Annotated in this window: 10 protein-coding genes, 1 tRNA gene and 1 pseudogene; 7 read left to right on the top strand and 5 right to left on the bottom strand. The window is 56.4% G+C overall.

What is annotated here, in order from left to right; translation table 11 throughout:
- The first annotated feature begins 144 nt into the window (after nt 1-144).
- The 4 genes from VAE57_RS14080 (at nt 145) to VAE57_RS14065 (ending at nt 5070) form a co-directional block, all read left to right on the top strand.
- A complete protein-coding gene (locus VAE57_RS14080; protein ID WP_322822502.1) occupies nt 145-1281 on the top strand; it encodes a glycosyltransferase in 1137 nt (378 codons plus the stop codon).
- A 1118-nt stretch (nt 1282-2399) separates the two neighbouring features.
- The gene (locus VAE57_RS14075) at nt 2400-2786 is read left to right on the top strand and encodes a hypothetical protein (RefSeq protein WP_322822501.1); all 387 of its coding nucleotides are present in this window, start codon (nt 2400-2402) and stop codon (nt 2784-2786) included.
- A gap of 120 nt (nt 2787-2906) precedes the next feature.
- Nucleotides 2907-3764, top strand: a complete 858-nt coding sequence (locus VAE57_RS14070; protein WP_322822500.1) for a glycosyltransferase family 2 protein — start codon at nt 2907-2909, stop codon at nt 3762-3764.
- 154 nt (nt 3765-3918) lie between these two features.
- Nucleotides 3919-5070: a hypothetical protein gene (locus tag VAE57_RS14065; RefSeq protein ID WP_322822499.1), complete on the top strand. Its 1152-nt coding sequence runs from the start codon at nt 3919-3921 to the stop codon at nt 5068-5070.
- A gap of 50 nt (nt 5071-5120) precedes the next feature.
- Here the strand turns inward: VAE57_RS14065 and VAE57_RS14060 are convergent.
- The 3 genes from VAE57_RS14060 to VAE57_RS14050 all read right to left on the bottom strand — a co-directional run bounded on the left by VAE57_RS14060 (nt 5121) and on the right by VAE57_RS14050 (nt 8008).
- Nucleotides 5121-5196: transfer RNA gene (locus VAE57_RS14060), tRNA-Arg, on the bottom strand.
- Nucleotides 5197-5661: 465 nt separating this feature from the next.
- The gene (locus VAE57_RS14055; RefSeq protein ID WP_322822498.1) at nt 5662-6876 is read right to left on the bottom strand and encodes an anion transporter; all 1215 of its coding nucleotides are present in this window, start codon (nt 6874-6876) and stop codon (nt 5662-5664) included.
- A gap of 58 nt (nt 6877-6934) precedes the next feature.
- Nucleotides 6935-8008 carry a CehA/McbA family metallohydrolase gene (locus tag VAE57_RS14050; RefSeq protein ID WP_322822497.1) on the bottom strand — a complete coding sequence of 358 codons (1074 nt, stop codon included), beginning with the start codon at nt 8006-8008 and terminating at the stop codon, nt 6935-6937.
- Nucleotides 8009-8059: 51 nt separating this feature from the next.
- On the opposite strand from VAE57_RS14050, the gene VAE57_RS14045 reads away from it, so the two are divergent.
- Together VAE57_RS14045 and VAE57_RS14040 are read left to right on the top strand one after the other, a co-directional pair.
- Complete coding sequence (locus VAE57_RS14045; protein WP_322822496.1) at nt 8060-9169, top strand: glycosyltransferase family 1 protein; 1110 nt, start codon at nt 8060-8062, stop codon at nt 9167-9169.
- Nucleotides 9170-10077: 908 nt separating this feature from the next.
- Complete coding sequence (locus VAE57_RS14040; RefSeq protein WP_322822495.1) at nt 10078-10443, top strand: DUF309 domain-containing protein; 366 nt, start codon at nt 10078-10080, stop codon at nt 10441-10443.
- A 279-nt stretch (nt 10444-10722) separates the two neighbouring features.
- Here VAE57_RS14040 and lon read toward each other — a convergent pair whose 3' ends face one another.
- Complete coding sequence (lon, locus tag VAE57_RS14035; RefSeq protein WP_322822494.1) at nt 10723-13146, bottom strand: endopeptidase La; 2424 nt, start codon at nt 13144-13146, stop codon at nt 10723-10725.
- Nucleotides 13147-13392: 246 nt separating this feature from the next.
- On the opposite strand from lon, the gene menH reads away from it, so the two are divergent.
- Nucleotides 13393-14196 carry a 2-succinyl-6-hydroxy-2,4-cyclohexadiene-1-carboxylate synthase gene (menH, locus tag VAE57_RS14030; RefSeq protein WP_322822493.1) on the top strand — a complete coding sequence of 268 codons (804 nt, stop codon included), beginning with the start codon at nt 13393-13395 and terminating at the stop codon, nt 14194-14196.
- A gap of 494 nt (nt 14197-14690) precedes the next feature.
- Here menH and VAE57_RS14025 read toward each other — a convergent pair.
- Nucleotides 14691-14876 (bottom strand): annotated as a pseudogene (locus VAE57_RS14025) (hypothetical protein); the annotation flags it as partial.

Genomic DNA, 14876 nt, shown 5'->3' with positions numbered 1-14876 from the left:
TGAAAAGCTATACCAAACAGCAAAACACGTGTAGCAACGGGTGTACGAAGGAAACAACATCATGGTTAGCGGTTGTATCAGTGGAACCTGCCGCTCATATTGTAACATTTCCAGGTTGTCTTGAACAATCTTTTCCAGACACCTATGAAAATTCTCTTTATCGCACGCTATCACCACCCTTCCACGCAACGTAAGGTAGAGTATCTGGCGCAGGCACCTGATATTGATCTGTGTCACATCGTGCCAGCGTACCAGCCCCAATCCCCCGATCTACGGCCACCCGATGCGCAGCGCCGGTATCGCCTACTCACCATCCCAATGTTGGGAAGTGTTACTGATCCGCACCGTGCAATGTACCGCACCGTAACATTTCATCTCCACCGCTTTCGACCCGACATCATTCACGCTGAAGAAGAGCCAGACAGCCTGAGTGCGTTGCAAATTGTCTGGACACGCCGCATATGGGCACCCCAGGCCCGGCTTTTACTCCATACCTGGCAGAATCAAGACCGTCGCAAGTCAATGGCGGTGCGTTGGGTGATCCGGCAAACGTTGCGTGCGGCTGATCTGATCTTCTGTGCCAATAGCGAGGCGATCAGGCTCTTACGGCGATTTGGTTTTGCTGGACCAGCACCACTTCTGCCGGCAATTGGTGTGGATACAACGCTCTTTCGTCCGTGCGCAGAACATCATAGTTTGGCAGAGCAGTCTGCCGCGAAGTCTTCGTACACTATCGGCTACATTGGACGACTGGTTTGGGAGAAGGGAATTGATCTCTTATTACGGTCGGTTGCCGCTTTGACCAGCGCGATGCCTGACAGGAAGATACAGGTATGGGTGACGGGGACTGGGCCACTGCAAGCTGAATTACAGTCACTGGCACGACAACTTGGCATAGAAGAGCGGGTGGTCTGGAAAGGCGCCCAACCTCAGCACGAGATCGCTAAAATCTTATGTCACCTTGACGTACTTGTGTTACCTAGCCGCACCACGAACGTCTGGAAGGAACAGCTCGGTCGCGTCTTGCTGGAAGCAATGGCATGCGGTGTCCCGGTTATCGGCTCGACATCGGGTGCCATTCCCGAAGTCATCGGAGATGCAGGATTGATCGTACCCGAAGGAGATGTGCAGGCATTAACGCAAACGTTGAAACACCTGCTCTCAACGCCTGATCTGCGCCAAACACTGGCGCAGCGTGGTCGTATACGCGCTGACACATATTACACGCAGCACCATATCGCGGAACAAACGCTTGCTATCTATCGGGAAATTGTGGCTTGAGAGGTGGAACGGCGGGAAGCTGTTTTTGTTCATATAAGATTAAACCAAGTTGCCACCTTACATCACCACAAAGGCACGAAGGACACAGGGGACGGGCATAACCCGAGTTGCTTCATTGAGGCGTGAAGGAGAGCGTCTATAAGAACTGGCTGCCACCCAAATCGTTCACGCAGTTACGGCGTATGGTCTTGCGCGTAGTGTCTTGCTGTTCATCCTGGTAGTCAGCCTCACGCGACCTGCTTACGGCGTAGGTGGCAACTCGGGTTAAGATGAGAACTCATTTCAAAAAAGCTGTGCTATCGTGCGCCCAGACGGTCGCACAGGCGCAATGCATGCTTGCCAATGACCAACAACAGCCTCTCCTGCTCCTGGCCCGTTGGCAGAGCGCAGCTCCGGTGGTACCAGATCGCGCTAGATGGGTTGCCTTTCCTGATAGTCATGCACGTGTTGCGGCGTTTGGCGTCACGATCCGGCACGTAGCATGCCGTTGACCCGGCTGGTCACGAGGATGCCGGGTGTGTTTGTCACGATCATAGAGTCGGTCAAAGATGAATGAGATAACTTCCACCCCAACCCACCCATGCTGGAGACGGGAGCGCCCCCTCAACACCTCGCCTTCCCCCAGCGGGGGGAGGATGGGAGGAGGACGGGCGGACAGGAGCGCCCCATCCCAGCCTGCCCCACTGGGGGCGAGTGTGATGTGAATGGTTCAGTGCAGGTCAGGGCGAGCCTGAGGCTCGCGCTCCCAGGGGGATGCCGGTATGCGCACTGCGGTGCAGTGTGCAGATGTGGATTCAAGTGATGACTGGACAGCATTACACCAGATTCGATATCAGAGACGCATCGCCATCGCAGGTCTGGGCCGCTGCTTCTTCACGCAGGGAGCTGCTCACAGACCACATGCTATACTACAGTGAGCCGGCCGGCGTTGTACGCCCATCGTGCTGTGCCTGGTGAATGTCGAACATTACATGAAGCAATACATGAATTATCAGGGGCGAACAGGATATAATTCAGTAGAGTATTGACTTCAATGTACGTTTTGAGATACCTTCGAAGCAATGCTCAATTACTACCCTCACATCCATCATACCAGCAACCAAATGGAGCACAACGCTATGACGTCACAACCACCCCAGACAGCGCAGAAAAATCCGGTCGAAATGCTGCAAGACCAGGTAACCCTGCTTGCTCACATTCACCAGACCCAACAAGAGCAATTGCGTTTTCTTGCCACCGATATTTATCGCGCTCAACAAGAGCAATTACAGGTGCTTCGTTCACTGAGCGAGCAACTTGCGAGTCTCCAGGTCGAGGTGAATCAATTTGCCCAATCGGTGAGTCGCGTCCAGGTTGAGGACTTTGATATGCCGTTCACTTCGATGGTGCCTTTCTTGCTTAAGAGAGCGTTCGCATTATTTATTGTTAGCGTTATCCTTGGTTTTATCGGTTTGTGCGTTTTCTTCGCATTTATGACGTTCGCAGGTCCGTACTTCAGGTTTTGAATAGATGAAAAATGTTCGCATTTTACATTGCGATACACTGAATAGCCCAAATATATCGGCCATGTTCTGATATGTTTGGGCTGCTACTATACGTATCATTCCTGTATGCACCATTCTGACATGCGCAAACGTACCTCTCACTTACCGACTGCCTCGGTTATTGTACTGACGCACAATACCTGTGAGCTGACAATCACCTGTTTGAAACAGTTTTACCAACAGGCATTAGATCATGGGTGGCAGGTGATTGTAGTTGATAACGGTTCAACTGATGGTACGTATCAACGACTCACCGGGTTGTTCCCGTCGGTAGAGGTGATTCGGAGCGAGCAGAATCGCGGCTTCGCAGCCGGTAATAATCTTGGTTTGCGCCGGGCAATGGGTCAGGCGGTAATCCTGCTCAACAGTGATGTGCTGGCTTCGTTTGCGACGCTGAGCCGTCTGCCAGAGTTTCTCGCCCAACATCCGCAGGTGGGGGTCGTTTCACCGCAATTGCAGACGGCAAGTGGCTTACCACAAGCCTTTGCATACGGTTGCGATCCCACTCTGCCCTACCTTTTGCAGCGGGGGCTGGCCTGGCTGATCTGGCGTAAGCCATTGCACGATTGGGGGGTCGCATCACCTATCGAAGTTGAGTGGGTTTCCGGGGCCTGTATGTGTGTGCGGCGTGCTGCTATCGAGCAGGTTGGGCTGCTTGATGAACGCTTTTTTCTGTACTTTGAAGATAATGACTGGTGTCTGCGTATGCGAAATGCCGGCTGGAAAGTGATGTATGTTCCCACTTACGCCGTGACGCATCTGGGTGGGCAAAGCTGGCCGACATCCCGGCTGGCCGGTCAGCATTATCGGCAAAGCCTGCGCTATTTCTATCAGAAGCATTATGGGCCGCTGGCAACCGGGGTGCTGGAGTTGGGGCTGCTGGGGTATCAGTTGTTGCTAAAACTCATGGCGTCCAGGTTGGAGAAGGGAATGAATTGATGAACTTTCATCAAATATTCTACAATTTTCGAGCCGTTGCTAACACTATGGCGTGTCAAAGATGGTGAATGTGAGACAATTATTTGCCTATCGCGAGATTAATCGTTTAGTAATATATAGAACCTTCTCGTTTTGATGATATACGGACACCTCTATGCACCGTCTAAACCCAACCATACATCTAACTTTTTTGCTGGTTCTGACGTGTTTGGTGCGTGTTCTGGCAAGTATTTTCGCAAACGATATTATCGATGTACGCAATTATCAACAGGTCGCCGAAGTTATTGATCGCTTTGGCGTATTTGGTCTTTACCAATATACACCGAACCTGTATCCCTACCCACCATTGTGGTCAGGTTTTGAGGTAGCTGCGTATTGGCTTGCCCGGCACAATATCCTGTCCTTTTCGCTGGCGATCCGTCTACCAATCATTGCCGCCGATGCGGGCATTGTGGCGGTGATCTGGCAATGGGTGCATCGGCACAATGGATCATCACGGCACGCGATGCGGGCGGCAATGATCTACGCACTGAACCCGGTGTCGATCATTGTTTCGTGCTGGCATGGTCAGTTCGATGCCTTGCCACTGTTCTGGGCAGCGCTGGCAATGATGTGCACCGCCTGGCAGTGGCAGGCCATTGCACTGAGCGTTGGGATAGCCCTGAAATCGTTTCCCGTGTTGCTGGTGCCGGCGTTTCTATGGCATTTGCAGCCGCTACGGCGACAGGTACAGTTCGTGATGCTTGCAGTGGTGCCGGTGCTTGTGCTACTTGCACCGTTTTTTGTTTATGATACTTCCGCGGTTGTCCGTGAGTTGTTCGGGTATCGTGGGCATGCGTTGCTGGGGATCATGGTGCCGGCACGAACTGTGTATGTGCCGCTGGTCGGTGAACGTTTTCCGGTGGAAACAACTCGCCAGCTCATTTCGCTGTCGGCGTATGGATTTCTGCTCCTTTACGCGCTGATTGTGTGGTATGCGAAGCGGCGGCCTATCAGCGTGCCGATGCATGCAACGCTGATCTTTTTGCTCTTTTATGTCGTGTACGCCGGGATCGCACCGCAGTATCTGCTGTGGGTGTTGCCGTTTATGATTATGGCGGCTCGACCGGGAGCGGTGCTTGCCTATTCCGCTGTCTCTACGCTGGCTTTACTGGGGTTTTATCTGTACGCAGTGCCCGACATATTTCCCTTTGCACTCGCCATCTCTCCCCGGCTGGCCCAGGTTGCCTACGGTCTGTTCGGTTCGTTGTGGTGGCTGATCTGTGTCGGGTTGCTGGTGTGGTTAGGTAATGATCAGCCCGAATGACACTGCTCACAATGATAAAGCGGGCAAAGGGTTCTCCCTTTGCCCACTACTGGCGCCCCCGGTGCGACTCGAACGCACGACACGCAGTTTAGGAAACTGCTGCTCTATCCCCTGAGCTACGAGGGCATTGCGCCAAAAGTCTACCATACTCCGCAGTGGTGTGCAAGCAGGTAATCTTGTTCGACGCCCAAAACCTCTCGCCCATGCTCGACCGCCCTGCATTGTAGAACCTCTTTCATTCCTGGTCGCCTCTATGCTCGTAACGAGCACATCCAGCCTCCCCATGACGAGTAGGGTCAACAGCATACCACGCGCCGGATCGAGAGAACGGCTGCTGCGGCAGCACTCCAAACGTCGCGACACGTGCCTGACGAGCGGGCAAGACAACCCCATCCAGCACGTGATGGTACGACCGGAGCTGCGCTCTGCCAACAGACCAAGAGCCGGGTGAGCTGTCGTTAGTGATTGGCCAGCGTTCATGCGCCTATGCGACAGTCTGCGAGCACGATAGCACAGCTTTTATGAAATAGGTTCTACAGATTTTTATGAAATAAGTTCCAGTGCGGAGAGCGGGAGTATGCGCTGCTTTTTTCACACCAGTATTAGACTCACCGCCACTGTCAGGATGGTTACCGGTAGACCAACTCTCAAATAGGCACCAAAGGTCACCCGCACCCCCCAGCGCGCTGCTAGCTCAGCCATGATCAGGTTGGCAACCGATCCCAATAAGGTCAGATTCCCGGCCAGAGTCGCGGTAGCGGCCAGGGTGAGCCAGGCCTGTTCCTGATCGGCAAACGCCGGGATTAAGCTCTGCAACAGGAGTACTGCCGGTACGTTGCTAATCAGGTTCGATAGCACGACCGATACCAGGCCGAACGGAATCATGCCGGCCTGGGCCAGCGGGGCCAGATTCGTGAAGAGGATGTCCGTCCAACCCTGGACATCCAGAGCATGGGTAACGACGAAAAGACCGGCAAAGAAGGTGAGCAGGTTCCAGTCAATGGTTTTGAAGACGCGCTCAGGGCGCAACCGCCGGGTGGCAAGCAGGGTGGTTGCTGCCACGAACGCCGCCAGCGGTACCGGTACGCCAACCAGGAATGCGATCAGCATCAGGCTGATCACCAGCGCCGCTTTGCGGAGGAGCGGACGGTAGACCCGCGTGCGCAGAACATCGGGGGTGGTCAACAGGCCACCGCGAAATTCGTCGCGGTAGACCAGCAACACCACAATCCAACAGATAACCAGACCGATCAGCGCCGTTGGTGATAGGGCTGCCGCAAAGTCGAGGTACGAAATTTTGGATGCGCTGCCGATGATGATGTTTTGCGGATTGCCGGTGATAGTCGCCGTTGAACCGACGTTGGCAGCAACCGCCAGACCGATCAGGTAGGGCAGCGGATTACGCCGTAACGCACGCGTGACATCGAGCACGATTGGGGTCATCATCAAGACAATGGTGTCGTTGAGAAAGAGTGCCGAGAGGATGCCGCTGGCGCCAATCACCAGGGCCAGCAGCGAGCGAGGGCCACGGGCAAACTGGACGACGCGCTGGGTGATGACGCCGAAGAAGCCGGCTAGAAACAGGCTGCCGTTGATCACCATCATGCTGAACAATAGCACGATGGTATCGAGATCAAGGGCCGCGTAGGCTTCTTCAAGCGACATGGCACCGATTCCCAGCAGCAACGCCGCCCCGATGAGTGTGATGGTCGTGCGGTCAGCACGCAACAACGGCCAGCGTCCAACCGCCACCCCGATGATGGTGGCTGCGACGATACCCAGGGTAAGCATTGAGAGGATGGTCATACAGGTTGTCTCAGCGACATTAATGCAGGTACGACGTGACGTATACGTTGTGTCTCGTTTAGAGTGATCCTTCGCGACCCGCATCCGCCGCAGTGACGAAGATGGGGTTGGTGAAGAGCCACGGTTTGCCGCCCCAGTAGGCTTCTATCCGGTACACTCCATCATCGGTTACGGTCTGTCGGATGCGCCGAATGCCGCTGGTCATGACTTCACCATTGACGATCAGACGGGCATAGGCATCAGCACCAACATCAACCTCCACCAGCAGCGGCCCGCCGGCCAGGCTGATGGTGTCACCAATCTCTGCCAGATCACCCGGTCGGCTTAGACGAAAGATGATCGACGGCGCGTCACCGTCAAGGCGATTAACAAAATAGCAGCGCCCGGCAGTCAATGCGGCGTAGACCTGATTGGTAGCAGTTGTTGCATCACTGCTCAATGGCTCAGGTAACAGCAGATAGTTGGTCAGCGTCCGAAAGATCCACGGATAAGGGAAGACTTCGATTTCGCCCCACGGCGCCTTCCGCTTGAAGCCGTGCGCATCAACACCGCCAATCCCGAAGGTGCGTCGTCCGACCATGTTCAGCCGATCCCACCAGGCCAGTGTCGCCAGGGTTGGCCCACTCAGGCCGAGTTGCGGATACAGTACCAGCGCCAGTTTGTTCCGTTCGGTCAGATGTTCCCCCCAATCGCTCATGAAATTCCACAGCTCAAGCCCGACCACGCGACCGGCCCGCTGACTCGGCCCGTCAATCGTCCAGTCATCCCAGCGGTAGATATCTTTGAAGGAATTGCGCACACGCTCGTCGGGATGAGCAATGATGCCGAAGCCACCCCGCTGATACACTTCATCGATAAATTGCTGCGGTGGTAGTTCGTTGCTGATCACGGTATCGACATTGAGGGCCAGAAAGTGATTGTGATCGGGGGTAATTTCGTGACCGACAATCACCAGTACGTCATCGTGCCAGCCGGCAAACGGTAGCCCTTCGAGCGTATCGTGATCGGTGACAATCACCCAGCGCAACCCGGCTTCACGAGCCGCAGCGATCAGGTGGGGAAAGGTCGCCGAGCCATCCGAATAGGTGGTATGCATGTGGATCGCGCCCGGATAGATGAAAGGATAGTTCATGGTACACTCCATGTACAAATATTCGCCCTCTGTATGCTACCACAGACCAGTATGATCGTTATTGACATCGATGCCAGTCGGGTCACGGTTGCCCAACGCACCGGAACGGAACGGTACAGCTATGAACTGATTGCGGCGCTGGATCGCGTTGCTCCGTCTGACGTTCACTTTCGCCTGTACATCAACGGTCGCCGCGATCAGCTTCCCCCGGTAAGCGAACGCGCTACGATTCGTGACATTCGTTTACCACGCCTCTGGACACACCTGCGGCTTGGCCCGACGAGCTGGTGTGCCCGGCCTGATGTCCTGTTCGTACCGGCGCACGTGGTGCCCCTGCTGCATCCACCGACGGTAGTGACCATTCACGATGTTGGGTACCGGGCGTTTCCCGAAACGCACACTACCCGCCGGCGTCTTGAACTGGAGCTGACGACGCGCTGGAGTCTGCGCACTGCTCGTCACGTTATCACGATTTCGCACGCCACCAAACGTGACCTGATCAAGTGGTACGGTGCCGATCCCCATCGGATTACGGTGACGTATCTTGGGTGCAGCTCGATCTTTACACCACCAGCCGACCCGCGTGCAGTGGCAGCGATCACGGCGCATTACGGTCTTGGTCAACGGCCATATCTGCTCTACATCGGCACCGTTCAACCGCGCAAAAATCTCAGCCGGGTGATTGACGCCCTGGCCCTGACTATTGCCGCCGGCTACGACCTCGACCTGGTCATTGCCGGCAAGCGCGGCTGGCTCAGCGAACCGATTGCGCGGCGCACCGGCGAGCTGGGGATTGCCAATCGGGTGCATTTTACCGGCTTCGTGGCCGATGCCGATCTACCGGCACTGCTGGCCGGTGCGCTGGCGTTTGTCTTCCCGTCGCTCTACGAAGGGTTCGGGATGCCTGTCGTCGAAGCGATGGCCTGCGGGACGCCGGTCATCACCAGTACCAGCTCGTCATTACCTGAAATCGCCGGTGATGCCGCGCTACTGGTTGATCCGCTCGACACCAATGCGATTGCGGCTGCTATCATGCGCCTAAGCGATGACGATGATCTGCGAGCAACCCTGCGCCGGCGCGGTCTGGCGCGTGCGCGTCTGTTCAACTGGGAAACCTGTGCCCGGCAGACGCTGGCAGTGCTGTTACAACAATCGCAGTAGCAGAGGTCATATCAAATCTTGCCCGACACCGTGCATTATTCAGGTTGTCAGATCAGTTTAAAAGTGCCTGGTACGTTGTTGCTGGCACAGGTGTACTGTCTGGTTCACGACATCCACGCTCAGGGGCAACGTCAGGGTAATGGATGCAAGCGGGATACGCTAGCCATGCTGTCAGCGGGGATTTGCGATGCCTACGCCCCAACTCGCCCCCGCTGGCTATGCATTACCCACAACTGGTATCAACCACGGGTGTATCAGCGGGTATGATCGCCATGGGTGCTGTTGTGGGTAACTGGCCCAGTGACAGTGCACAGCTCCAGCCGTGCGATCACGCACTGGATGGGTTCCTTACGCGCACATCATGTGCGTGTCGCAGGGTTTGGAGTGCGGCAGCATGGTTGCCGCGCCAGCCGCGATCACGATCCGGCGCGTGGGATGCCGTTACCCATCCTGGTCACGGGGATACTGGATGTGCTTGTTTTGATCATCGAGTCGGTCAGTAATGAATGCGATACCTGCGCGTAGACATGTTGTTGCACCAGGTTGATGCTTGCACACCAGCGGCCACGTCCAGCACCTGACGGCGGTGGCGCGGATGCTTGCACGCAGGCTGGAAGCCTGCGCCACGGGGAGCCGCCACGGGGAGCGCTTGCATCCCGGCTTAACGCAGCGTGACATGTGGGTAATACATAGCCCTCACGAGGGGCGGGTGTGAACGGTTCAGCAAAGGTCAGTAGTACGTGGTGTGAGGTTTGTAAGCGAGCCGGAGGCTCGCGCTCCCAGGGGGTGCCGGCATATGCACACCACGATAGAGCACTGACAGACGTAGCGTGCAGATGATGGTAGAGCGTGCATTGACTGCTATGTATTCAGCTTTGATATGCCAATGCCGGGGTCGGGAGGAAGCGATGGAAAGCAATGATCAACAATGCTCTGAAGCGGCAGACGCTTTCGTTTGCGGGATTCATCTGTTCAACCAGGGAGAGTTCTGGCACGCCCACGAACAATGGGAAATCTGCTGGCGTGCTGCCCAGGGTATGGATGCTGATTTTTATCAGGCACTGATCCAGAGTGCGGCAGCGCTGGTGAAATGGCGCCAGGGCAACCTGCGCGGTTTGCGGCTCAATTGGGCGAAGGCGCAACGCCGTCTGAGTCGTCTGCCGGTGTTCTATCGTGGTATCGATCTGGCACGCCTGCAAACTGCAATGACAGCGGTGGTCAATGATCCAGATCAGGCATCTGCGCCGATGTTAGACCTTCCTTCAAAGCAGTGATGGCTTGCACGGTGTGATGCGCTGTACGAATAAAGGTACCTCCTGGCAAATACGACAGCTACCAGGCGAGACGGAGGCGCACGCTTCCAGTGCTGCGGTCTGCGCGAATGCAAGGTATATTCCGGCAGACCCAACCGGTACGTAGCAAGCCGGAGGCGCATGCTCCCAGGGAGGCAAAGGTAGTTGACGAATGCTTACTTTGCTCCTGATAACCCAGAGCGATCACAGAGAGGCAAGGTGCGCTACAGCACGTCGTCCCTGCTGACCGTGGCACCCCGCCTAATCCTCATCCCGGCATGGAATGACTCGTGGCGCCCGGCGCGGCTCTTTCGGCGGTGGCGGCCCTAACACCAACTCAAGCGCCTGCTCGATGCGCTCTATTAGGTGAATGGTCAGTTGTCGCCGCAAGGCAACCGGTATCTCGACCAGATCATGCTCGTTGCGGCGCGGCAGAATGATCTGGCGAATGCCGGCCCGATACGCACCGAGCACCTTTTCTTTTACCCCGCCAATCGGCAACACACGCCCATGCAGGGTAATTTCACCGGTCATCGCAATGTCGTGCCGTACCGTTCGCCCGGTCAAGGCCGAAATCAGCGCTGTCGCAATCGTCACCCCTGCCGAAGGGCCATCTTTCGGGGTAGCGCCTTCAGGGACGTGAACGTGAATATCGAGTTTGTCGAAATGGCGAATTTCGATCCCCAAACGACTCGCGTTCGCCCGCGCAAACGAGAGCGCCGCCTGCGCTGACTCTTGCATCACTTCGCCGAGCTGGCCAGTGAGGAGGAGATTGCCTTTGCCATCCATCAAGACGACCTCAACCGGCATGATGTCACCTCCGGCACTGGTATAGACCATCCCAATCGCTACCCCTACCTGGTCGCGTAGATCGATCTTGCCAATCTCAAAGCGGGGTGGCCCCAACAGCTTCGGCAACGCACGCGGTGTAATCTGACGGGGGTAACGCCTTCCTTCCGCAATCCGACGGGCAATTTTGCGACAGATCGCGCCAATCTCGCGTTCGAGATTACGCACACCGGCTTCGTAGGTGTAGTTACGAATAATCGTGTGAATAGTCGCATCGCCGAAATGAATGGTTGCCGGCGGCAAACCGCTGTCGGTCATCTGGCGGGGAATGAGAAACCGACGGGCGATATGGAGTTTCTCATCTTCGGTGTAGCCGGGCAACTCAACCAGCTCCATGCGGTCGAGTAACGGATCGGGAATATCGTCGGCGACATTCGCCGTTGTAATAAAGAGGGTTTGACTGAGATCGTAAGGCAGATCGAGATAGTGATCGCTGAAGGTGCTGTTTTGCTCCGGATCAAGTACCTCTAACAACGCTGCCGCAGGATCGCCCCGAAAATCACTGCCCAGCTTATCAACCTCGTCGAGCATAAAGACAGGGTTGATCGTCCCGGCAACTTTCATCCGTTGCAAGATGCGTCCGGGCAGCGCCCCAATGTAGGTACGGCGATGACCGCGGATCTCGGCTTCGTCGTGAACACCACCCAGACTGAGGCGCACGAAGCGCCGGCCCAACGCTTCAGCAATGCTCTGCCCAAGACTCGTCTTACCGACACCGGGTGGGCCAACGAAGCAGAGGATTGGTGCCCGCCGCGACGGCCCGGCCAGTTGACGCACTGCAATGTATTCAAGGATGCGATCTTTCACCTTCCGCAAACCGTAATGGTTGCGTTCGAGCACTGCCGCCGCCGCTCGCAGATCACGGTTTTCAGGGCTGGCGTTACTCCACGGCAGTGAAATCAACCAATCGAGATAGGTGCGCAGCATGCCGTGTTCAGGCGACATCGGTGAGATGAGTTCCAGCCGGGCCAGCTCCTCTTCAAAGCGGGCCATCGCATGGGCGGGCAAACCGGCTGCCGCCGCCCGTTCACGCAAGAGTAGTATCTCGCGCCGTGAGGGGTCTTCCTGGCCAAGTTCACGCTGAATCGCCCGCAATTGCTCGCGCAAAAAGAGTTCACGCTGACTACGATCAACCTCTTGCTGCACCTGACTATGAATACGATTTTCCAGCTCTAGTAAATCCAGCTCTTTTGCGAGCAAGACCTCCAACTGCTGTAAGCGCTGCTGAATATCGGCTAACGCCAGAATACGCTGGCGATCCTCTACCGAGATAGGCAGCAGGGCAGCAATAATATCGGCCAGCTCACCGGGTTCGGCACTGTTGAGCGCCGACAGGTAAGCGTCATCGGGGAGATTGCGCGAGAGGCGAACGATCTTCTCGAAGGTGGTCAAGATGGTACGACTCAACGCCTCGACCATCAACGCAGCATCCTCATCAAGCGGCGGTGATTCGAGTGGCGTCGCCAGCACACGTAAGGCGGGGTGTTCAGTCACCACACTGACAATCTGCATGCGCTGACGCCCTTCCAAAACGATACTCAGCGTACCGTCGGGCAAGCGACGCACGCGCTGTACAGCCGCCTCTACCCCAACCGGGTAAAGATCATCAATGCCTAACGTCAACTCATCAACCGGGCCACGCACCGCCACCGCCAGCACCAGGCGATCTTCAGCCACGGCCTGCTCAACTGCATTGATCGCTCGCTCGTCACTGACAAACAGGGGGGTCAGCATCTGCGGAAACAAAACGCTGTCCAACAGTGGCAAAACCGGTCGCTCATACAACGCGGTTCCGGAGGGAGATGGTGACTGTTCATTTGCCGGCGTTGTGGTCATACACTCGCTCCTGCGCAGATGCATCCGAGAGAGACGATGGTAAACCATCTGCGCATTGTCATGATAGTATGTTCAGTGTAGCACATACTGACATGTTGCGCGTTGATGATTGGTAGCACCAGCAAAGCACGATAGTGACGAGACGTTCACTGTTGGATGAGTGGCGTCTCTCACCTCACCCCACGGCGGAGAGATACGGATGCCGGGGGCAAGGTGAGGGGTAGGCGTAGCGCAGAGGATACAACCGTGAAGATTACCCTCAACGACATCACACTCCACATTGAGATCACCGGCTCCGGACCGGCCCTCCTCGCCATCCACGGCTTTACCGGCAGTGGTCAAACCTGGCAACCGCTTGTACCGGCACTGGCTCAGGATCACACGCTGGTGCTGGTTGATTTGATCGGACATGGTGCCAGTGCCGCACCACCTGATCCGCACCGCTACGCGATAGAGCAGTGTGTCACCGATCTCCTCACTCTGCTCGATCACCTTGGTATCGAACACACCGACCTGCTCGGTTATTCCATGGGTGGCAGGATCGGACTACTCCTGACAGCTCAGGCACCAGGCCGGATCAGGCGACAGATTCTGATCGGAGCTTCGCCGGGGCTGGCCGATCCAGCCGAACGTGCCACCCGTTTGGCCAGTGACGAAGCGCTGGCCCGCCACATCGAAGAGCGCGGCCTGGAATGGTTTGTTGACTACTGGGCTGCCCAGCCTATCTTTGCTTCCCAACAACGTCTGCCGTCAGCAGTCCTTGCCGCCCAACGCACTCAACGCCTGGCCGGGAGTGCGCAGGGCTATGCCAATGCTCTGCGCGGCATGAGCGTTGGCCGCCAACCGTCATTATGGGATACGTTGCCGACCATCGCCACCCCCACCCTGCTCATTACCGGTTCGCTCGACAGCAAGTTCTGCGCCATCGCAGCGCAAATGACCGCCCTCATGCCCCATGCCCGACACGAAATCGTGCCCGATGCAGGGCACGCGGTTCACCTGGAACAGCCAGACGTAGTTGCCACGCTGGTCAGCGCATTTCTGGCCTGACGCCACGGTGGTATTGCACCACAGAGACACGGGGGACACAGAGGGGGTAACCACCTCTGTGCCTCTGTAATTCTCCCGCCAGGATTACCCGTGCCGCACCGTTTGGCGTGCAGCAACCATGCTGCCGCGCCCACCACACTCACCGTGGCGTGCGTGTTCTAGCGCTAAACCCGCTGGCAAGGGCAGTCTGGTCACGTTTGTCTTGCACCACAGAGACACAGAGGACACAGAGATGATAAATACCGAGGTCTCCCACACCGGCAAGGATACCCTTCCCGACAAGATTGCCCGTGTTTGGAGTGCGGCAGCCATGCTGCCGCACCCACCGTGCTCACCGTGGCGGGCGTGTTCCAGCGCTAACCCCGCTGGCAACGAGAAATCTTGTCACGCTTGTTTCGTACCACAGGGATATTGAGGGGGTAAAATCTTTGTGCCCTCTGTGGTCAGCATCTGATCCCTGGCGAGATGCTGCAAACAGCCTCCAGCCGGAAACCCTACGCGGCTTGCGCATCCTTATTGAGGGACACCAGAAATTGCACGATCCGAACCATGACCAGAATGAAGATAACCGCGTAACACACCAGGGTAGCAGCAGTCGTGATCAAAAACAGAGTGTTGCCCCATTCAGTCAGAAAGGGCTCCAGACCGCCGGTAAAAGGGAACCACTGAATCATCCACCT

The organism is Chloroflexus sp. (assembly GCF_034434295.1).
Taxonomy (GTDB): Bacteria; Chloroflexota; Chloroflexia; order Chloroflexales; family Chloroflexaceae; genus Chloroflexus.
Note: the sequence above shows the minus strand (reverse complement) of the source record. Positions and strands in the feature narration are given on the sequence as shown.